This is a genomic window from Roseateles chitinivorans (genome assembly GCF_050632235.1).
In the GTDB taxonomy this organism is placed as follows: Bacteria; Pseudomonadota; Gammaproteobacteria; order Burkholderiales; family Burkholderiaceae_C; genus Roseateles; species Roseateles chitinivorans_A.
Genome location: NZ_CP192584.1, coordinates 4,688,022 through 4,708,490 on the forward strand (window position 1 = coordinate 4,688,022; position 20,469 = coordinate 4,708,490).

At 68.5% G+C, this 20,469-nt stretch carries 16 protein-coding genes and 1 pseudogene; 4 read left to right on the forward strand and 13 right to left on the reverse strand.

Annotated features, from left to right (window positions below; all coding sequences use genetic code 11):
- Positions 1-2: 2 nt before the first annotated feature.
- Genes ACQ859_RS21315 through ACQ859_RS21330 form a run of 4 tightly spaced genes read right to left on the reverse strand, consistent with a single transcriptional unit; the run spans position 3 to position 6,311 of the window.
- Positions 3-1,118: a 3'-5' exonuclease gene (locus tag ACQ859_RS21315; protein ID WP_431262646.1), complete on the reverse strand. Its 1,116-nt coding sequence runs from the start codon at positions 1,116-1,118 to the stop codon at positions 3-5.
- The gene (locus ACQ859_RS21320) at positions 1,025-3,391 is read right to left on the reverse strand and encodes a UvrD-helicase domain-containing protein (protein WP_431262647.1); all 2,367 of its coding nucleotides are present in this window, start codon (positions 3,389-3,391) and stop codon (positions 1,025-1,027) included. Before ACQ859_RS21320 ends, ACQ859_RS21315 begins: the two co-directional genes overlap by 94 nt.
- A gap of 23 nt (positions 3,392-3,414) precedes the next feature.
- A complete protein-coding gene (locus tag ACQ859_RS21325) occupies positions 3,415-3,576 on the reverse strand; it encodes a hypothetical protein (RefSeq protein ID WP_431262648.1) in 162 nt (53 codons plus the stop codon).
- A complete protein-coding gene (locus ACQ859_RS21330; protein ID WP_431262649.1) occupies positions 3,555-6,311 on the reverse strand; it encodes a PD-(D/E)XK nuclease family protein in 2,757 nt (918 codons plus the stop codon). Before ACQ859_RS21330 ends, ACQ859_RS21325 begins: the two co-directional genes overlap by 22 nt.
- Positions 6,312-6,506: 195 nt before the next feature.
- Between ACQ859_RS21330 and trxA the strand changes: the two genes are divergently transcribed.
- The 4 genes from trxA to ACQ859_RS21350 all read left to right on the forward strand — a co-directional run bounded on the left by trxA (position 6,507) and on the right by ACQ859_RS21350 (position 10,612).
- The gene (gene trxA, locus ACQ859_RS21335) at positions 6,507-6,836 is read left to right on the forward strand and encodes a thioredoxin TrxA (RefSeq protein ID WP_067270361.1); all 330 of its coding nucleotides are present in this window, start codon (positions 6,507-6,509) and stop codon (positions 6,834-6,836) included.
- Between the two features lie 236 nt (positions 6,837-7,072).
- The gene (gene rho, locus ACQ859_RS21340) at positions 7,073-8,335 is read left to right on the forward strand and encodes a transcription termination factor Rho (RefSeq protein WP_067270357.1); all 1,263 of its coding nucleotides are present in this window, start codon (positions 7,073-7,075) and stop codon (positions 8,333-8,335) included.
- A 139-nt stretch (positions 8,336-8,474) separates the two neighbouring features.
- Positions 8,475-8,744, forward strand: coding sequence for a type B 50S ribosomal protein L31 (locus ACQ859_RS21345; RefSeq protein ID WP_331614594.1), 270 nt, complete (start codon positions 8,475-8,477; stop codon positions 8,742-8,744).
- A gap of 218 nt (positions 8,745-8,962) precedes the next feature.
- A complete protein-coding gene (locus ACQ859_RS21350) occupies positions 8,963-10,612 on the forward strand; it encodes a hypothetical protein (protein ID WP_431262650.1) in 1,650 nt (549 codons plus the stop codon).
- A 230-nt stretch (positions 10,613-10,842) separates the two neighbouring features.
- Here the strand turns inward: ACQ859_RS21350 and phoR are convergent, their stop codons facing one another.
- From phoR to folP, 9 genes and pseudogenes are all read right to left on the reverse strand, one after another.
- A complete protein-coding gene (phoR, locus tag ACQ859_RS21355; RefSeq protein WP_431262651.1) occupies positions 10,843-12,222 on the reverse strand; it encodes a phosphate regulon sensor histidine kinase PhoR in 1,380 nt (459 codons plus the stop codon).
- 10 nt (positions 12,223-12,232) lie between these two features.
- Positions 12,233-12,934: a phosphate regulon transcriptional regulator PhoB gene (gene phoB / locus ACQ859_RS21360; protein WP_091733626.1), complete on the reverse strand. Its 702-nt coding sequence runs from the start codon at positions 12,932-12,934 to the stop codon at positions 12,233-12,235.
- A gap of 77 nt (positions 12,935-13,011) precedes the next feature.
- Positions 13,012-13,719, reverse strand: a complete 708-nt coding sequence (gene phoU / locus ACQ859_RS21365; protein ID WP_088406637.1) for a phosphate signaling complex protein PhoU — start codon at positions 13,717-13,719, stop codon at positions 13,012-13,014.
- Between the two features lie 19 nt (positions 13,720-13,738).
- The gene (gene pstB, locus ACQ859_RS21370; protein WP_067270340.1) at positions 13,739-14,524 is read right to left on the reverse strand and encodes a phosphate ABC transporter ATP-binding protein PstB; all 786 of its coding nucleotides are present in this window, start codon (positions 14,522-14,524) and stop codon (positions 13,739-13,741) included.
- Positions 14,525-14,597: 73 nt separating this feature from the next.
- Positions 14,598-15,458 (reverse strand): phosphate ABC transporter permease PstA, encoded by an 861-nt coding sequence (gene pstA, locus ACQ859_RS21375; RefSeq protein WP_088406635.1) that lies wholly within the window; start codon positions 15,456-15,458, stop codon positions 14,598-14,600.
- Positions 15,455-16,468 carry a phosphate ABC transporter permease PstC gene (gene pstC / locus ACQ859_RS21380; RefSeq protein ID WP_431266620.1) on the reverse strand — a complete coding sequence of 338 codons (1,014 nt, stop codon included), beginning with the start codon at positions 16,466-16,468 and terminating at the stop codon, positions 15,455-15,457. The genes pstA and pstC overlap by 4 nt, the downstream gene beginning before the upstream one ends.
- A gap of 169 nt (positions 16,469-16,637) precedes the next feature.
- Positions 16,638-17,671, reverse strand: a pseudogene (gene pstS / locus ACQ859_RS21385) (phosphate ABC transporter substrate-binding protein PstS).
- 375 nt (positions 17,672-18,046) lie between these two features.
- Positions 18,047-19,384, reverse strand: a complete 1,338-nt coding sequence (gene glmM, locus ACQ859_RS21390) for a phosphoglucosamine mutase (protein ID WP_431262652.1) — start codon at positions 19,382-19,384, stop codon at positions 18,047-18,049.
- A 156-nt stretch (positions 19,385-19,540) separates the two neighbouring features.
- Positions 19,541-20,389: a dihydropteroate synthase gene (gene folP / locus ACQ859_RS21395; RefSeq protein WP_431262653.1), complete on the reverse strand. Its 849-nt coding sequence runs from the start codon at positions 20,387-20,389 to the stop codon at positions 19,541-19,543.
- Positions 20,390-20,469: the final 80 nt, after the last annotated feature.

A 20,469-nucleotide genomic window follows, 5' to 3' on the forward strand; every position in this document is an offset into this window, starting at 1 on the left:
GGTCAGGCGAACAGGTCGGCCGCGCCGGCCACCGCTTCCGTGCAATCGATCAGGCGCCCCTGCCCGGTGATGAAGGCGCAGCGCACCGGTTCGCCGGGCTGCAGCGCCATCACGGCCTCGCGGTAGCGCCACAGCTGCAGGATGTACTCGGAATTGCGCTGCGGCGCCGGGTGGAGCTTGTAGTCGAGCACCCACCACGTGCGCCCGCCCGCGCCGTCGCGACGGCTGACGAGGCGGTCCAGCCGCATGTCGTGTCCGTTCCAGCTCAGCGGCACCTCGTTGCCGTGCCAGTCCAGCGCCGTGGCATCGAAGAACGAGGCGCAGTCCGCACTGCCGAGGATCGCGCGCACGCTGCGCTCCAGACGCTCGGTGCGTCGCGCATCGAGCCCGTACATCTGCGCCGCCGCGGCCATCAGCCGCTCCAGCGCATGCGCGCCGCCCCGCGGCCCGCTGTGCCATTCGAGCACGCGGTGCAGGGCCTCGCCGAGCGCCGCGCTGTCGTCGACCTCATCCGGACTCTGGCCGACGTCCGCGACCGCCTCGGCCACCTCGGCCGGCAACGGATCGACGCGCGGCAGCACCTTGAGCCGTGCGACGTCTTCGTCCGGCACCGCCGGGTCGTCGGCGACTTCCGGCACGACCATCGCCTCGGCCTGCGGCTGCACCCGCGTCCACCAGCTTCCCGATGAACTCTGGCGCTTCGCCGGGGTGCGGCTCAGCAGCAGGCGATGCCGCGTGCGCGTCATCGCGACGTACAACGCGTTGAGCTCCTCGCGCTGGCGCTGGTCCTTCTCGTCGTCGAGCAAGGCCTGCAACGACGGCGGCGGCTTCGCCTCCGACACGAGGAAGGCCACCGTCCGAGGCACCGCCTCCTGCACCGGCCAGGAGATCGCGAGCGCCATGCTCTCCGCGCGCGCCGGTCCCGCTTCCGCGTCCATCAGGATCACGACCTTCGCCTCCAGCCCCTTGGCGCCGTGCACCGTCAGCAGTTGCACCGCATCCGGCTCGGCGGGCGCCACCAGCTTCAGCGCGCGGCTCTTGAGCGCGCGGACGAAGCCGTACAGGCCGGCATACCGGCCGCCATCCAGCTCCAGCGCGAGCGCCAGCAGCGCCTCCACCGCGTGCAGCCGCGCGCGCGCTCGCTGGCCGGCACGGCGGCCGCCAGGCGCGCCATCAGGTCGCCCTCGTGCACGATCGCGTCGAGCAGGTCGTGCGGGCTGCGCAGCACCGCCGTCGAAGCCCAGCGCGACAGCAATTCCCGCGCGCGGCGCAACGGCTCGCTCAAGGCCTCCACGTCGGCCTGGAGCAGCGTCTCCCACCAGCTCTTCACGACGGGCGCTTCTGCCACCTCGGCTCCTTCGACCATGGCGACCACGGGCTCGACGACCGGCTCATCCAACCACTTCACCGACCGTGATTCGGCGGCGAGCCACAGCAGGTCCGCCTCGCTCGCCCCGAACAACGGACTGCGCAGCGCATGCGCCAGCGACAGCTGATGCCCGCTTGACGCCAAGGCGTCCAGCAGTGCCAGCAGATCGCGGACGTCCGGCGCGTCCAGCAGCGCCATGTCCTCGGGCGCCGCATGCGCGATGCCGTGACCCTTGAGGATCTGCGCCAGCACGCGCAGGCCCTCGCGCTTGCGCGCCAGCACGAAGATCTCGCCCGGCTGCGCCTCGCCCTTCGCCAGCAGATCGCCGATGCAGGCGGCGATCCGCTCGGCCTCGGCCTCGCGGCGATGCAGCTCCGGCTCGCGCCGCGGCTCGGTCAGGCTCGGACGCCAAGCGCCTTCTTCCCGATCCGTCCCGGAGGCTTCGTCATCGGAGACCTGATCGCCCGCGATGAAGAAGACGCCGTCCAGCGGATCGCCGCCGCCGGACTCCGTCGTGTGCGGACGGAAGCCGCTGTACTGCTGCGCCAGGCTCGCCGACTCGAAGACGGCGTTCACCGCCGCCAGCACCGGCACCGAGTTGCGCCGCGTGTGGTCGCAGGCCAGCAGCACGCCGTCCAGGCCTTCACGCACGAAATCGCGCGCCGCCGCGAAGACGCGCGGCTCGGCGCGCCGGAAGCGGTAGATGCTCTGCTTCGGATCGCCGACGATGAACACCGACGGTGGCCGCTGACCGCTGGCGCCGCCGCCGGCGCCGACATATCCGGACAGCCACGCGTGCAGCGCGTGCCATTGCAGCGGACTGGTGTCCTGGAACTCGTCGATCAGCAGGTGCCGGACCTGGCTGTCCAGGCGCTCCTGCACCCAGCCCGACAGGTCGACGTCACCGAGCAGCGCGAGCGCGCCGCGCTCCAGGTCGTTCATGTCGACGATGCCGCGCTCGCGCTTGAGGCGGTCGAAGGCGTCCAGCAAGGTCAGCGCCAGCGCGCACATCTGCTGGTGCCACAGGCGCGCGCGGTCCTGGTCGATCGCGAGCAGCAGGCGCTGCAGCCGGTCCGACGCCGCCGACAACGCGGGCGAGTCGCCGAGGTTCTTGCGCAGTGCGCCTTCCGCCGTGAACAAGGCCTGGCGCACGCCGGCCAGCGCCGCTTCGTCGGCCAGTTGCAGCGCCTGCTCGATCGCGGTCGCGCATTTCTTCGGCGTGACCTTGGTCGATTGGCCGAGCTCGATGGCCAGCGCCTGGAGCTCACCACGCATCGGCGCGAAGGCTTCGATCGGATCGGCGAATGCGGCGAGTTCAGGCACGGCTTCGGCCGCCGTCGGCATGCTGTCCATGAGCCGGCCGTGCTTGTGGGCAAGGCGCAGTTCGACGCGTTTCTCGAAGGCCGAGGTCAGCCAGTCCAGCAGCTTGTTGCGGCCGTGGATCAGGCTCAGGTCGCGATAGATCGCCAGCAACGCCTCGTCCTCGAGCACGGCGGCGTGGAACCGCTGCCAGAGTTCGGGCATCAGGTCGCTTTCGTCCTCGAGCAGTTGGAGTTCGGGCGACAGGCCTTGCGCGCGCAGCAGTTCCAGCGGCGCGGCGCGCAGCAGCTGCGAGAACCAGGCGTGGAAGGTGCGGATCTCCACCGGGCGCGCCTCCTGCAGCAGGCGCTGCTGCAGCGTGGCCAGGCGCGGCGCGAGCGCCTCGGCCTGCGCCGGCGGGAGCCCGCGCTGCCGGAGCGCGAGCACGCGGCCCGCATCGTCGCAGTGGGCGAACTCGTGCAGCCATTCGTTCAGGCGCGCGCGCATCTCGCCGGCGGCCTTGCGGGTGAAGGTGATCGCGACGATGTCCTGCGGCCGCGCACCGTCCAGCAGCGCGCGCAGGATGCGCGAGACCAGCATCCAGGTCTTGCCCGCGCCGGCGCAGGCCTCGACGACGACGCTGCGCGCGGGGTCGCAGGCCAGCTCATAGAAGCGTTCACGCGCAACCGGCGCGCCGTCGAGCGTGTAGGCTGCCGCGCTCATGGGGGTGTCGTCCGTCGGCGCGGTCACGGCGCGGCTCCGTCCCAGTCGTCGCGGCGGCACAGGCCGCGCATCTCGCAGTACGCGCAGGCCACGCCTTCGCCGAGCGCGGGCAGCACCTCGCCACCACGGATCGCCATCAGATCGCGGCGCAGGCCGTCCAGCATCACGGTCGCCGTCTCTTCCACGTGTTCATGCTCGATCTCGGCGATGCCCTTGGCGTCGTCCAGGGCCAGGTATTGCCCACGCAGCGGGCCGGTGGACTGCCCAGGCCGCTGGCCTTCACCCCTGCCCTCTCCCTCTCCCGCTTGCGGGAGAGGGCGGGGTGAGGGCCGGGGTCGTGCGACTGGCGCGAGCCCATCAGCACTGCGTAGACGGCGAGCTGCGTGTCCTCCAGCGGATTCGCGACCTTGTCCTTCAACCCCTTCACGCTGCCGGTCTTGTAATCGACGAGCAGTTGCCCATCGCCGGCATCGTCGATCCGGTCGATGCGCCCGAGCAGCGCGAGTTCCGCGAGCGCAGGCTCGATCTGCGCCCAGGGATGCACGCGGCGATCGACCTCGCCCCGTTCGAAGCGCTGGCCTTCCGCCTCGCGTTCCGCGAGCCAGCCGAGGTAGGCCGGCACGAAGCGCGCGAAGCTCGCCGAGTACGGCAGGAACTCCGCCGGCGCCAGGCCGAGCTCGCGCATCTGATCCTGCGAGGCGCGCTGCAGGCGGGCGTCGTCGTCGAGTTCCGGGTCGCGGCGCTCCACGCGCTCCGTGTGGAACTGATGCAGCACCGCGTGCAGCCAGGTGCCGTAGTCGCGCTTGTCGGCCTGGACCTCGAGCTCACCGGCTTCGCGCAGCCCCAGCAGCACCCGGGCGAAGAACTGGTACGGGCACTGGCGCAGCGATTCCACCGCGCTCGCGCTGAGCGCCGATGGCAGGCGTCCCTCCGCGTGCGCCGCGGCACGGTCGACATGCGCGGCCGGCACGGCCGCATCGAGCCGCGGATCGTGCCAATGCGGCAGCACGTGGCCGGCCGCCTGCAACGCGAGGTCCAGCCGATCCACCAGCGGACTCGCCGCCAGCGGCTCGCTGCCGAGATGCCCGCGGCGCAGCAGCGTCACCGCCGGCGCGCGCAGCAGCTGCGCGAACTGCCAGGCCAGCGCCTGACGCTTGCTGTCGACGGTCGGCAGGCCGAGTTCGCGCGCGAACGTGTCGCCGATCAGCACCGGCCCCGGCGGCACAGGCCCGAGCGTCGCGGCGTCCGCGCCCGGTAGCACGATCGCGCCGAACGGGCGCAGCATCGTGCGCGCCAGCGGCGTGATCATGATCTGCAGGCCGCCTTCGAGCGGCGGCTTGTAGTCGCCGGCCTCCAGCGTCTGAGACACCCAGTCGACGAATTCGGAGGCCGTCAGCTGCGCGCCGCGCAGGACCGCCTCGTGGCCCGACCCCGGCCACGGCGTCTTGCTCAGCCAGAGCGCCTCCAGCACCTGCGGACCACCGGCGGGCTGACGCTTGAGCTGCTCGTCGGCGCCCAGTTGCTGGAGCGCCTGACCCAGCGCGGCGATCCAGGCTTCGAGCGGCTGGGCGCCGCGCAGTTGCAGCGGCAGGAGGGCCTCGCGGGCGGCCTCCCAGAGCCGCTCGCTGCCCGGAGGCAGTCGATCGGCGCGCACCGCCTGCGGCGCGGACCAGCCGCGCCGGCGGCAGTGCGCTTCGAGCGCGCTGAGCGAGGCGCTGCCGCCCTTCTCCCGCAGCGACGCGGCCAGCGGCGTCTTCAGCCAGGCGAGCCAGTCGTCGACCGTCGCGTCACGTCGCGCGGCGCGCAGCATCGCCATCAGCTGCGCGGCCGGCGCGGTCGTCGCGAGCGTCCAGCCGGTCTCGTCCTGGATGCCCAGGCCTTGCCGCTCCAGCAGCGCGCGCACGCGTCGCAGCAGCACACGGTCCTGCGCGATCAGCGCGACCGGCGCGCGGCCGGCCTGCAGGTGGTCCAGCACCGACGCGGCGCTGCATTGCGCCAGGTCCTCGAAGTCGTCGCACACGGCCTGCTCGATGCGTCCGACCGGCGCGCCGCCATCGAAGGCGGCATCCAGCGGCAGATCGGCATTCAGGCGCAGGCAGGGAATGCCGGCCGCTTCCGCGCTCGCGAGCAGCGCCTCGGCGAGCGGATCCGGCCCGCCGCATTGCAGGTGCAGCCAGGCGCTCGGCCGCAGCGCGAAGAGCGCATCGGTGGCCGGCGCGCGCGGGTCGGCCGCGGCCCATTCGAGCGCGACCGCCAGCAGCGCGCGCTCGAGATGACCCACGCCGCCCTGCTGCGCCAGTGCCTGGCGCCCCTGCTCCCAGAAATCGCCGCGGTGCGCGGGATCGCGCAGCGCGGCGGCGCGGGCCAGCGCGTGCGCGGCCTCGACGAGGCGCTGCACCGCCGCGTCATAGGCGCGCGGATCTTCCTGGCGAAGCGCTTCGGCCCAGGTCTGGCCGCCCAGCAGCGTGCGGGCCGCCAAGGCATCGATGGCCGCGTCCTCGGTGATCTGCTGGGCGTGGGGCAGCGGGCTCGGGCCGAGCGCCGAGGCCAGGCTGCGCGTCGTCTCGATGCGCGGCTGCCAGCGGGACAGCTTCATCCATGCCACGCGGGCGGGCTTCAAGTGCTGCGCGAAGGGCAGCAGCAGCACCGCGTCGCGGGCGGACAGCCCCTGCGCCTCCAGCCAATCCGCCGCCCGGCGGGCGACGCCGTCCCAGATGGCGGCGCTGGTGTGGGCCGGCGACAACGGAAAGTCGACCGACGACAGTGGAAAGTCGACCGGCGGCGGGGACGTCATCGAGGGCGGCGGCGTGATCGACAAGGCGGTGACGTGGGCGGTGACGAGGGAGACAGTGGCGGCGGTGGCGGGGTCGCGGGCGGCAGGCCCGAAGGTTCCCCGCATCGCGACGATAGCGAAATCCAAGGGCCTCTCCCCTTGAGATGCGCCCTGCGCACCGTCATGTCCAGGGAGCGCCTACTCGGGCCGAGGTTTCCGGGCTTGTGTGAGAATCGTCTCACCCTGCAACCCTGGGGCCCCCGAGGCGGTACACATTGTCGCCCGGCTGGCCGCCCGTCCGTGGCATCCGCCCGGCAGGGACATCACGCAAGGACCATCTCCATGAGCAGCGAACAGATCAAACACATCTCCGACGCCTCGTTCGACAGCGACGTCATCCAGTCCGACAAGCCCGTGCTGGTCGATTACTGGGCCGAATGGTGCGGCCCCTGCAAGATGATCGCCCCCATCCTGGACGAAGTCGCCAAGGACTACGGCGACCGCCTGCAGATCGCCAAGCTGAACGTCGACGACAACCGCGAAGTGCCGGCCAAGTTCGGCATCCGCGGCATCCCGACCCTGATGCTGTTCAAGGACGGCCAGCTCGCCGCGACCAAGGTCGGCGCGTTGTCCAAGGCCCAGTTGACGTCCTTCCTCGACGCCAACCTATAATGATTCCATTCGTCGGGGCCCCTGCGGTCCTGGCGAACAACTTGCCACCACGCCCTCCCGGGCCCAACGGCGTCTTCGGACGCCGTCGACGTTCCGGGTGAGCGCGTGGACTCGGCGCCCAAGTCTCCACGCTTTCCTCAAGTCCGCCGCAACGCGGATGCGCGTCCCTTGGGCTCGCCGTTGTTTGTGTCTCTGGCCTTGGCAGGCTCTGGACGACAGACCGGGTCAATCCCCCCATGCATCTTTCTGAACTGAAGGCGCTTCACGTCTCCGCCCTGATCCAAATGGGCGAAGAACTGGAGATCGACAACGTCGCCCGTCTGCGCAAGCAGGAGCTGATGTTCGCGATCATGAAAAAGCGCGCCAAGGCCGGCGAGCAGGTGTTCGGCGACGGCGTGCTGGAAGTCCTCCCAGACGGCTTCGGCTTCCTGCGCTCGCCCGAGGCCAGCTACATGGCCTCGACGGACGACATCTACCTGTCCCCGAGCCAGATCCGCCGCTTCAACCTGCACACCGGCGACATGGTCGAAGGCGAAGTGCGCGTGCCCAAGGACGGCGAGCGCTACTTCGCGCTGGTCAAGGTGGACCGCGTCAACGGCCTGACGCCGGAGGAGTCCAAGCACAAGATCATGTTCGAGAACTTGACGCCGCTCTTCCCGAAGGAGCAGTTCAAGCTCGAGCGCGACATCCGCGGCGACGACAACATCACCAGCCGGATCATCGACCTGATCGCCCCGCTGGGCAAAGGCCAGCGCGCATTGCTCGTCGCCCCGCCCAAGTCGGGCAAGACGATGATGATGCAGCATCTGGCGCACTCGATCGCGGCCAACTATCCCGACGCCCACCTGATGGTGCTGCTGGTGGACGAGCGGCCCGAGGAAGTGACCGAGATGCAGCGCACCGTGCGCGGCGAGGTCATCAGCTCCACCTTCGACGAACCGGCCGCGCGTCACGTGCAGGTCGCGGAAATGGTCATCGAGCGCGCCAAGCGCCTGGTGGAACTGCGCAAGGACGTGATCATCCTGCTGGACTCGATCACCCGCCTGGCCCGCGCCTACAACAACGTGCTGCCCAGCTCCGGCAAGGTGCTGACCGGCGGTGTGGACGCGAACGCCCTGCAGCGCCCCAAGCGCTTCTTCGGCGCCGCGCGCAACATCGAGGAAGGCGGCTCGCTGACCATCATCGGCACCGCGCTGGTGGACACCGGCTCCAAGATGGACGAGGTGATCTACGAAGAGTTCAAGGGCACCGGCAACTGCGAAATCCATCTGGACCGTCGCATGGCCGAGAAGCGCGTCTATCCGTCGATCCTGCTGAACAAGTCGGGCACCCGCCGCGAAGAACTGCTGCTCAAGCCGGAGATCCTCCAGAAGGCCTGGATCCTGCGCAAGCTGCTGTATCCGATGGACGAGATCGAGGCGATGGAGTTCATCCTCGACAAGATGAAGTCCTCGAAGAACAACCACGATTTCTTCGACATGATGAGACGCGGCGGCTGATCCGGCCCCCTCTCTGGACTTCAAAGAAGCCGCCTCTGGGCGGCTTCTCTCATTTCAGCTATACTCCGCGTTTTTCCGCTGTCGACAAGTGCGCTGCAAGGGGCAGTGTGGCTGGCGGCACTGCAGCGAGGATTTTCAAATGGCCAAAGAAGGCATTCACCCCAACTATCGCGACGTGGTCTTCGTGGACCAGTCCAATGGTTCCCAGTTCGTGATCCGCTCGACGGTTCAGACCAAGGAAACGATCAAGCTGGACGACGGCCGCGAACTGCCGCTGGTCAAGCTGGAAACCTCCAGCGAATCGCACCCGTTCTACACGGGCACGCAGAAGAGCATCGACAGCCTGGGCGGTCGTGTCGAGAAGTTCCGCAACAAGTTTGCGAACCTGCGCCCTGGCGCCAAGGCCTGAGCAGGCCCGCCCGACCGGACCTGATCCGGTCACCGCAAGAAGGCAGCCACCTCGGCTGCCTTTTTCATGGCGCGCCGGCAGGCCCTTCCCGGCCCTTCGTCCCCGCCGCCGCGCCTTCGCCCCCCTTTACCGTGCCCTGTCAGGAGACTCCTCCTGAGCTCGCCCAAGCTGCGGCATGATGCGCACCGGCATCCACAACGACAACGAGACAGACGCGCATGAATCTGCCCACCCCGGCCGTCGTGGCCGAGCGCAGCACGCACCCGATCCCGCGCTGGGCCCTCCTGCTGCTGTGCGCGGCCTACGTGCTGCCCGGCCTGTTCGGCCGCGATCCCTGGCGCAATGCCGACCTGACCGCCTTCGGCTTCATTGCCAGCATCGCGCAAGGCCACGCCCCCTGGCTGCAGCCCGCGATCGCCGGCCTGCCCGCCGACGGCGGCCTGCTGCCGTACTGGGTCGGCGCGCTCGGCGTCAAGCTGCTCCCCTTCCTCGATGCCGCCGTCGCGGCGCGGATCCCGTTCGGGCTGCTGCTGGCGGCGGTGCTGGCGCTGGCCTGGTACAGCTGCCTGCACTTCGCGCGCACCGAAGCCGCACAGCCGGTCGCCTTCGCCTTCGGCGGCGAAGCCCACGCGGTCGACTACGCCCGCGCGATGGCCGACGGCTGCCTGCTCGCGTTGATCGCCAGCCTCGGCCTGTTGCGCCTGGGCCATGAGATCACGCCGGAAATCCTCCAGCTGTTCGGCATCACGCTCTTCGTCTACAGCCTGGCGGCATTGCCATTCCGCGCCTGGAAGGCGCGCACGGCGATGCTGGTGGCGCTGCCGGTGCTCGCCACCAGCGGCGCGCCCGCCGTCGCGCTGGCGCTGGCTGTCGGCGCCTTGTGGCTCTGCTTCCGTTCGACCTACGAGGACGCCCGCAAGTTCCTGCCCTGGATCCTGGCCGCGATGGCCCTGGCCGCGCTGGTGGCCTGGCCCATGCACGGCTGGGCCTGGCGCGTGAAGGCCAGCGAACGCAGCGTGCTCGACTGGTTGCGGCTGCTGGGCTGGTTCTGCTGGCCGGCGTGGCCGCTCGCCGCCTGGTCGCTGTGGCGCTGGCGCTCGCACCTGATGCGCCGGCACCTCTCGGTCCCCTTGCTGGCCGCCCTGGTGCCTTTGCTGACCAGCCTGCTGATGGGCGCCGACGATCGCGCCATGCTGCTCGCGCTGCCGCCGCTGGCGGTGCTGGCGAGCTTCGCGCTGCCGACCTTCCAGCGCAGCGCGAGCGCCCTGCTCGACTGGTTCTCGGTCTTCTTCTTCACCGTCGGCGCGATCTTCCTGTGGCTGTACTACATGGCGCTGCAGATCGGCTGGCCGGCCAAGCTGCTGGCCAATGTCCGCAAGCTGGCGCAAGGCTACGAGCCGCAGTTCAGCCTGCTGACCTTCGTCGTGGCCGTGCTGGGGACGCTGGCCTGGCTGTGGCTGGTGCGCTGGCGCACCGCGCGCCACCGTCACGCGCTCTGGAAGAGCCTTGCGCTGCCAGCAGGCGGCGTGGCGCTGGCCTGGCTGCTGGCGATGACGCTGGGACTGCACACGCTGAACTACGCGCGCAGCAACATGCCGCTGATCGAGCGCATTGCCGCGCACCTGCCGTCGAACGTCGACTGCATCGCCGCACCGGGCGTGCCGACGCACGCCTTGGCGGCCTTCGAGTTCCAGGGCCACTGGAAGGTCGATGCCACGCAAGACCTGGCCCGCACGACCTGCCCCGTCGCCATCACGGTGCAGGCCGAGAGCACGCCCATGCCGCCGAGCGGCTGGCGCGTCCTCGGCGTGGTCCGTCGTCCGACGGATCGTTTCGGCACCTACCTGGTGATGCAGAAGGATCGCTGATCCGGGACCCCAACGCCCTGGAAGTCCTCCATTCAAGACCGAAGCAGTCCTCGGTCCCAGACCGAGGAAGTCCTGGGTGGTTCGGGGACGGGGATGCGTGGGGTTTGGACGCTCGCCGTCCGGGCCCCACGCATCCGCGGCCAAGCGCGCCGACCGCTCGAACGACAGCAAGCTCAGAAAGCAGAATGGCTCCTTACCGGAGCCATTCTTTCGGGTGAGATCGACCAACCTCAGAGTTCGTCGCGTCCCGCCAGCAAGGCTGGGGCGGCTTCATCGCCCATCGCCGTCGCATCGACGAGTCGAACACGCGCCGCCGGGAACAGCAGCCTGAACTTGGAGCCCTTCCCGGGTTCGCTCTCGATGCGCAGTTCACCGCCGTGGCGCTGCACGACGTGCTTGACGATCGAGAGTCCCAGCCCGGTGCCGCCGGTATCGCGCGAACGGCTGCCGTCGACGCGATAGAAGCGCTCCGTGAGCCGCGGCAGGTGTTCCCGCGCGATGCCCGGTCCGTTGTCGATCACCGAGATCTCGCCGCCGTTGTCCGGCAGCCAGCGCCATTGGAGTTCGATGCGCCCGCCTTCGGGGGTGTAGCGCACCGCGTTGCTCACCAGGTTGGCGATCGAGCTGAGGATTTCCGTCTCGACCCCGGCCAGCTCGACGCCCGTCTGACGCTCGCAGACGAGTTCATGCCGCCCGTTCGACAAGGCCTGCGCGTCCGCGCCGATGCGCTGCAGCAGGGGATCCAGCGAAATCCAGTGATCCGCGCCCGGCCGCGGACTGCCTTCGAGCTGCGCCAGCGTCAGGAGGTCGCCGACCAGGGTCTGCATCCGCGTCGTCTGCTGCTGCATCAGGTGCAGGACCCGCTTGCGCTCGGCCTCGGTCAGCTGCAGGCTGGCCATCGTCTCGATGAAGCCCGCCAGCACCGTCAACGGCGTGCGGATCTCGTGCGAGACGTTGGCGACGAAGTCACGCCGCATCGACTCGTTGCGCTCGCGGTCGGTGACGTCCAGCGACAGCACCAGCTTGCGAGACTCCCCGCCGACACCGTAATCACGCACCAGCACCTGCAAGGTCGATTTTGCGCGGGTGTTGGTCAAGGTCAGCGGCTGCTGGAAGTTACCGCTCTGAAGGTAGGACACGAAAGCCGGATAACGGACCAGGTTGGTGATGCGTTGCAGCTTGTCGCGTTGCGGGTCCAGCGAGAAATGATCGCCGGCCACGACGTTGCACCACTGGATGTGATCCTGCCCGTCGAGCAGGATCACGCCGTTGGGCGAGGCTTCGATCGCGAGCAGGAACTGCTCGAGCTGCTGGCGTTCGCGCTCATAGCGGCGCTCGCGGTCCCGGAGGCCACGCTCGACGCGGTAGGCCATCTCGCCCCACAGGCCGCCGACGCGCGGCGCGTCATCGTTCTGCTCGCCGCGCAGCCAGGTCACGAGCCGGTGCGCCCGGGCCGCATCCCAGACCGCCATCAGGATGACGGCCGCCGCCGCGGCCAGCGCCGCAGCCAGATGCGGCATCCCCGTCCACTCGCCCAACCAGTACCCCAGGCCGCCCGCCACGCCGGTGCCCAGCACCAGCATCAGGACGCGAGACAACATCCATGCCATGGATGCGTCCTCAGGCCGACAGGGCGCTGCTCTGCTGGGTCAGCCGGTAGCCGGCGCCACGGACCGTTTCGATCATGCGCGCGCAGCTGACCTTCTCGAGCGCCTCGCGCAGGCGCTTGACGTGGACGTCGACGGTGCGTTCCTCGATGAACACGTGGTCGCCCCAGACGCGGTCCAGCAGCTGCGAGCGGCTGTGCACGCGCTCCGGATGCGTCATGAAGAAGTGCAGCAGGCGGAACTCGGTCGGGCCGAGCTTGACCTCGACGCCTTCGCGGCTGACGCGGCGCGTGCCCGGATCGAGCACCAGCCCGCCGACCTCGACGGCCGTGTCCAGCGCCTCGGGCGCCTTGCGGCGCAGCACCGCGCGGATGCGCGCCAGCAGCTCGTTGGTCGAGAACGGCTTGGTCAGGTAGTCGTCCGCGCCGGCGTCCAGGCCGGACACCTTGTCGACCTCCTCCGCGCGCGCCGTCAGCAGGATGATGGGCAGCTCGCGGGTGCGGGTGGCGCCTCGCCACTGGCGTGCCAGCGCCAGACCCGTCTGGCCCGGCAGCATCCAGTCGAGCACGACCAGATCGGGCAGCACGCGGTCCACTTCCAGCTGCGCCTGTTCGGCATTGCCGGCCAGCGTGACCTCATAACCGGCGTGGCGCAGGTTGATGGAGATCAGCTCGGCGATGGCGGATTCGTCCTCGACGACCAGGATGCGACTCATGCGGGGTAACTCCTCTTATTGGGTCCCGCCGGGACGCCCGTGGCGGGCGGGCCGGACGGGTGATCGCTCGTCGGTGCTCAGCGCACCATGTTCTCGACGGCGTCCGGCGAGTTGTGGCGGACGTCGGTGCCCTTGACCACGTAGATGATGACTTCGGCGAGATTCTTGGCGTGGTCGCCGACGCGCTCGATCGCCTTGGCGACGAACACGAGGTCGATCGACGACGAGATGGTGCGCGGGTCTTCCATCATGTAGGTGATGAGCTTGCGCATCAGGCCGTCGAATTCCTTGTCGATCTGGTCGTCGGCCTTCAGCACTTCCAGCGCGCGGTCCACGTCCAGGCGCGCGAACGCGTCCAGCGCCTTGCGCAGCTGCGCGGTGGCCAGCTCGGCCTCGTACGACAGGTCCGACATCGGCAGGCGCAGGCGGCTCGACACGCCGGTGTTGATCAGGCGCTGCACGGTGCGGGCGATGCGCGCGGCCTCGTCGCCGACACGCTCGAGGTTGGCGATCGTCTTGGACACGGCGATCAGCAGGCGCAGGTCACGCGCGGTCGGCTGGCGGCGGGCGATGATCGTCGACAGGTCGCGATCGATCTCGATCTCCATCGTGTTGACGATCTCTTCCTGCTTGAGCACGTGGCTGGCGATGTCGCCGCTGAAGGTGCCCAGCGCCTCGACGGCCTGCGCGACCTGCGACTCCACGAGGCCGCCCATCTCCAGCACGCGCGTGGAGATACCGCTCAGCTCGGCGTCGAATTGGGTGGACAGATGCTTGTCGGTCATGGTGTTCTCTCCCTGTTGATCAGCCGAAGCGTCCGGTGATGTAGTCCTCGGTGTCCTTGCGCTTGGGCTTCATGAAGAGCTCCGCGGTCGGTCCGAATTCGATCAGGTCGCCCAGGTACATGTAGGCGGTGTAGTCGGAGCAGCGCGCGGCCTGCTGCATGTTGTGGGTCACGATCGCGACGGTGTAGTCGTGCTTGAGCTCATGGATGAGCTCCTCGATCTTGCCGGTCGAGATCGGGTCCAGCGCCGAGCACGGTTCGTCCAGCAGCAGGACTTCCGGCTTGATGGCGATGCCGCGCGCGATGCACAGGCGCTGCTGCTGGCCGCCCGACAGGCCCGAACCGCTCTGGTTGAGCTTGTCCTTGACCTCGTTCCACAGCGCGGCCTTCTTCAGCGCCCATTCGACGCGCTCGTCCATCTCGACGCGCGACAGCGTCTCGAACAGGCGCACGCCGAAGGCGATGTTGTCGTAGATCGACATCGGGAACGGCGTCGGCTTCTGGAACACCATGCCGACCTTGGCGCGGATCAGCGAGACGTCTTCCTTGCTGGTGAGGATGTCCTCGCCGTCCAGCAGGATCTGGCCTTCGGCGCGCTGCTCCGGATACAGCTGGAACATGCGGTTCAGCGTGCGCAGCAGCGTGGACTTGCCGCAACCCGACGGACCGATGAACGCGGTCACCTTGTTCTCGGGGATGTCCAGGTTGATGTTCTTCAGCGCGTGGAAGCTGCCGTAGTAGAAGTTCAGGTTCTTCACCGAGAGCTTCGCCTTCTCGGTCACCGGCATGTCGACTTTGACGTCCATGTTGTTTCTCGATTCGTTGGATTCGTGGATCGTGAGTCGCCAGGGCCCTCAGGCCCCGGCGTGGCTCAACCGGTCAATGCTTTTCCTTGAACAGCACGCGCGCCAGGATGTTCAGCACCAGCACACCGATCGTGATGATGAAAACACCGGCCCAGGCGAGCTTCTGCCAGTTCTCGTAGGGGCTCATCGCGAACTTGAAGATGGTCACCGGCAGGCTCGCCATCGGGCTGCCCAGCGAGCTGGTCCAGAACTGGTTGGACAGCGCGGTGAACAGCAGCGGTGCGGTTTCGCCGGAGATGCGGGCCAGGGCCAGCAGCACGCCGGTGATCACGCCCGCGCGGGCCGACTTCAGCGTGACGGTCATGATGACCTTCCACTTCGGCGTGCCCAGCGCGTAGGCAGCTTCGCGCAGCGCGTTGGGGATCAGGCTCAGCATGTTCTCCGTCGTGCGGATCACCACCGGGATCACGATCAGCGCCAGCGCCAGGATGCCGGCCAGCGCCGAGAACGACTTCATCCGCGTCACGACCACCGTGTAGATGAACAGGCCCACGACGATGGACGGCGCCGACAGCAGGATGTCGTTGATGAAGCGCACCACGGCGCCGAGCCAGGTCTTCTGGCCGTACTCGGCCAGATAGACGCCGGCCAGCACGCCGATCGGCGTGCCGATGCAGGTCGCCAGACCCACCATCACCAGCGAACCGTAGATCGCGTTGGCCAGGCCGCCGTCCTCGGACATGGGCGCGGGCGTCATCTGCGTGAAGGTCGCGATGGTCAACCCGCCGATGCCCTGGATCAGCGTCTCCAGCAGGATCCAGATCAGCCAGACCAGGCCGAAGGCCATCGCGGCCAGAGAGAGGGACAGCGCGATCGTGTTGATGCGCCGGCGCTTCTTGTACATCGCCAGGCGCTTGGCGTCGGTGGCGCTCATGTGCGGGCTCCCTCGTTCTTCTTCAGCTTGTTGAGCAGGACCTTGGAGAACGCCAGCACCACGAAGGTGATGAAGAACAGGACCAGGCCCAGGTAGATCAGCGAGGCCTGGTGCAGGCCCGCGCCGGCTTCGGCGAACTCGTTGGCCAGCGCCGAGGTGATGCTGTTGGCAGCCTCGAACACCGACAGCGAATTCAGCTGGTTCATGTTGCCGATCACGAAGGTGACGGCCATGGTCTCACCCAGTGCGCGGCCCAGTCCCAGCATGATGCCGCCGACGACACCGGTCTTGGTGTACGGCAGCACGACCTTCCAGACCACTTCCCAGGTCGTGGAGCCCAGGCCGTAGGCCGATTCCTTCAGCATCGCGGGCGTGACGGCGAACACGTCGCGCATCACCGAGGCGATGAACGGGATGATCATGATGGCCAGGATGATGCCGGCCGACAGGATGCCGATGCCCACCGGCGGGCCGGACACCAGCGCGCCCAGGTAGGGGATGCCGCCGAACAGCGACTGCAGCGGCTGCTGCACGTAGGTGGCCAGGATGGGACCGAACACCAGCAGGCCCCACATGCCGTAGACGATGGAGGGGACCGCGGCCAGCAGCTCGATGGCGATGCCCAGCGGGCGGCGCAGCCAGCCCGGGGAAAGTTCGGTCAGGAACAGCGCGATGCCGAAGCTCACCGGCACGGCGATCAGCAGCGCGATGAACGAGGTCATCAGCGTGCCGTAGATCATCACGAGACCGCCGAACTGCTCCTTGGTCGGATCCCATTCCGCGGTGATCAGGAAGTTCAGGCCGAACTGCTTGATCGCCGGCGCGGCGCCGATCAGCAGCGAGCCGATGATGCCGGCCAGCAGTGCCAGCGTCAGCCAGGCCGCGCCATGCGTCAGCAGCGAGAACACCGCGTCGGCCCACGGCGCGACGCGGCGTCGCGGCGTCGGACTGCCGCCGGGCTTGACGCGCTCCTCGCCGCGCTCTCGGTCAAGTGAATTGGCTGGAAGTATTGCGGCCACGGGGCCTCCGCTGGAGTGTTTGAAATCCTGGCGCGCCGCCCGCCTCCTCCGGCGGGTTCGACGCGTCCGTCACGACGTCTCGTTCGAGATCTTGTCGAGGTCCTGCGCGAAAGCCCGGTGCCCTCGAGGAGAACACCGGGCCGTCTTCGTCAGGCCTTGATCACTTGAAGCTGACTGCCTTGCCCGAGCCGTCCTTGACGCTGGTCGTCCACTGCTTGCGGACCAGGTCCTTCACGGCGGCCGGCAGCGGCACGTAGTCCAGGTCGTCGGCCATCTTGTCGCCCTGGGTGTAGGCCCAGTCGAAGAACTTCAGGGCGGCAGCCGCCTGGGCCGGCTTGTCCTGGGCGACGTGCATCAGGATGAAGGTCGCGCCGGTGATGGGCCAGCTGTCCTTGCCGGCCTGTTCGGTCAGCACCTGGTAGAACGACTGGTCCCACTTGGCACCGGCGGCGGCGGCCTTGAAGGCGTCGTCGCTCGGGCTGACGAAGGCGCCGCTGGCGTTCTTCATCAGCACGTAGGTCATCTTGTTCTGCTTGGCGTAGGCGTATTCGACGTAGCCGATCGAGTTCGGCAGACGCGTCACGAAGGCCGACACGCCTTCATTGCCCTTGCCGCCCGCGCCGGTGGGCCAGTTCACGGCCGTGCCTTCACCGACCTTGTCCTTCCACTCGGCGTTGACCTTGGACAGGTAGTTCGTGAACAGGAAGCTGGTGCCCGAACCGTCGGCGCGGCGGACCACGGCGATGGCGGCGTCCGGCAGCGCGACGCCCGAGTTCAGGGCGGCGATGGCGGGGTCGTTCCACTTGGTGACCTTGCCCAGGTAGATGTCGGCCAGGACCTTGCCGTCCAGCTTCAGCTGGCCGGCGTTGATGCCCTTGACGTTGATCACCGGCACGACGCCGCCGATCACGGTCGGGAACTGGACCAGGCCGTCCTTGGCCAGCTGGTCGTCCTTCAGGGGGCGTCGGACGCGCCAAAGTCGACGGTCTTGGCCTGGATCTGCTTGATGCCGGCGCCGGAACCGACCGACTGATAGTTGATGCGGACACCGGTGGCCTTGTTGTAGGCATCCGCCCACTTGGCGTACACGGGAGCCGGGAACGAAGCACCCGCACCGGTCACTTCTTGAGCATGGGCCGCGGAGAACATCGCGGCGCACGCGGCGAACAGCAGGCCAGCACGCAGTTGATTCATGATCATTCAGTCCTATCGCTTGGGTTGGTTGGCGAACGGAGCGGATGCTATGACCTCAATGTGACACATCCGTGACGCCGGCCTGGAACCGGAAAAATGTCGTTACGTACAGCGCCCAGAGGAGAAACAAGGCTCCGGCGGGCGTCGATGACCCATTGTCATATTCGATTCACCCCGTTGTCATCTTCGATCCCTAGCCTTCGGGACGTGCGGGAATACCCTCTCGACGCTTGTGACGACGCCACGGCGCACGTCATGACGCGAAAGCATCATCCGCCCAGCTCCCGAAGAGTCGCGCCCGACGCGACCCGACCAATGCAAATTGGGCCGCGGACGCTTTCGCGTCGGCGGCCCTTCTTTTCGGTCGGTGGAGGGTCAGCCGCCGCGGATGGCGTCCGCCAGACGCTCGGCGCAGCGCAGCGCGAGCTCGGCATCGCTGGCCTCGACCATGACTCGCAGCAGCGGTTCAGTGCCCGACTTGCGGATCAGCACGCGCCCCCGTTCGCCCAGCTCGGCCATGACCTCGGCCTCGACGCGGGCGAGCGCGGGGTTGCTCTTCCAGTCCTGGTGGTCCGCCTGCAGGCGGACATTGATCAGCGTCTGCGGGAACAGCGTGACGCCGTCGAGCAGATCCGCCAGGCGGCGACCACTGCGGCAGACGGCCTCCAGCACCAGCAGGCTGCTGACGATGCCGTCGCCGGTCGTGTGACGGTCCAGCGAGAGCAGATGGCCGGAGCCCTCCCCGCCCAGCTGCCAGCCGCGGGCGGCCAGCTCCTCCAGCACGTAACGGTCGCCGACCTTGGCACGGACGAACTCGACATCCCGCTGGCGCAGCGCCAGCTCGATCGCCATGTTCGTCATCAAGGTGCCGACCGCGCCCGGCACGCGTTCGCCGCGGGCCAGCCGGTCCGCGACCATCACGTAGAGCAGTTCGTCGCCGTTGTAGAGACGGCCTTCGCCGTCGACCATCTGCAGGCGGTCGGCATCGCCGTCGAGCGCGATGCCGTAGTCGGCCTGATGCTCCTTGACGGCCGCGACCAGCGCCTGCGGTGCAGTGGCACCGACCTTGTCGTTGATGTTGTAGCCGTCGGGCTTGTTGCCGATCGTGATGATCTCGGCACCCAGTTCATGGAACACCGCCGGCGCCACCTGGTAGGCCGCGCCGTGAGCCGCGTCGATCACGAGCTTCATGCCGCGCAGGCTGAGGTCGCTGCTGAAGCTGGCCTTGCAGAACTCGATGTAGCGCCCCTGCGCATCGTCCAGGCGGCGGGCACGCCCCAGGCTGGCGGAATCGACCCAGACCGGCGGTTCGTCCAGCACGGCCTCGACATCCAGCTCCCAGGCGTCGGGCAGCTTCTCGCCCTTGGATGAGAAGAACTTGATGCCGTTGTCGGCGAACGGGTTGTGCGACGCCGAGATCACCACGCCCAGATGCTGGCGCAGCGCCCGCGTGAGGTAGGCGACACCCGGCGTCGGCAGCGGCCCGGTCAGCAGCACGTTGACGCCGGCGGACGCGAAGCCGGCCTCCAGCGCGGACTCCAGCATGTAGCCGGAGATGCGGGTGTCCTTGCCGATCAGCACGCTGGGCTTGGCATAGCTGCGCTTGAGCACGCGCCCGACGGCGTGGCCCAGCCTCAACATGAAGTCTGGCGTGATGGGGGTGCGACCCACGGTTCCGCGAATTCCGTCGGTTCCGAAATACTTCCGGCTCATTGAGGCGATCTCCTGCGACTTCTGGATCTTGAATCCGCGGATTGTCGCCGATGCGGAGATGGTCGCTGCTCGCCCAAGCAGGGGCACACGATCGAGGGACACTGACAACTTCCGACGAGCCGGAAGGGTCCGTCGTACGCAGTCCGCCAGCGCCGCTCAGTCTCGTGAAGCGCCGAAGGCCTGCCAGACCTTGAGCGCATCGACCGTCGGACCGACATCGTGCACGCGCACGATGCGCGCGCCCAGCGCCACCGACGCCAGTGCCGCGCCGACGCTGGCCGGCATGCGCTCATCGACGGCCTTGCCCGTCACGGCGCCGAGCGTCGACTTGCGCGACCAGCCGACCAGCAGCGGGCGCCCCAGCGCGAGCAGTTCGCGCTGGCGGCGTTGCAACTCGAGGTTGTGCTCGACCGTCTTCGCAAAGCCGTAACCCGGGTCCAGCATGATCCGTTCGGCCGCCACACCGACGTCGATCAGATGGTGCATCCGCTCACGCAGGAAGTCGGCAACCTCGGTGACCACATCGCCGTAGTCGGTCAATTGCTGCATGCCGGCGGGATCCCCGCGCATGTGCATCAGGCAGAGACCGGCGTTGCCGTGCTCGGCCAGCAGCCTGTCGGCGCCCTCGTCGCGCAGCGCCTGCACGTCGTTGATGATGTCGACGCCCAAGTCCAGCGCACGGCGCATCACCTCGGTCTTGCAGGTATCGACGGACACCGGAACGCCGAAATTCAGCGCGGCACGCACCACCGGCTCCAGCCGCTTCCACTCCTCGTCCGCATCGAGCCGCGGCGCCCCCGGACGTGTCGATTCGCCGCCCAGATCGAGGATGTCGACGCCCTCGCCGAGCAACCGTTCGCAGAAGTTGATGGCGCTCAATGCGTCGGCATGCCGGCCGCCGTCGGAGAAGGAGTCGGGCGTCACGTTGACGATGCCCATCACCAATGGCCGCTCCGCCAGATCGAGGTCGAAGCGCGTGGTCTGCCAGATCAAGGGAGAAGTCATGGACGGCTGAGTGTCGAGGGCGTGGTTGCGCACTCGATTGCGCCATGGACCGTCACGCCAAACGACAAGTATGACGCAAT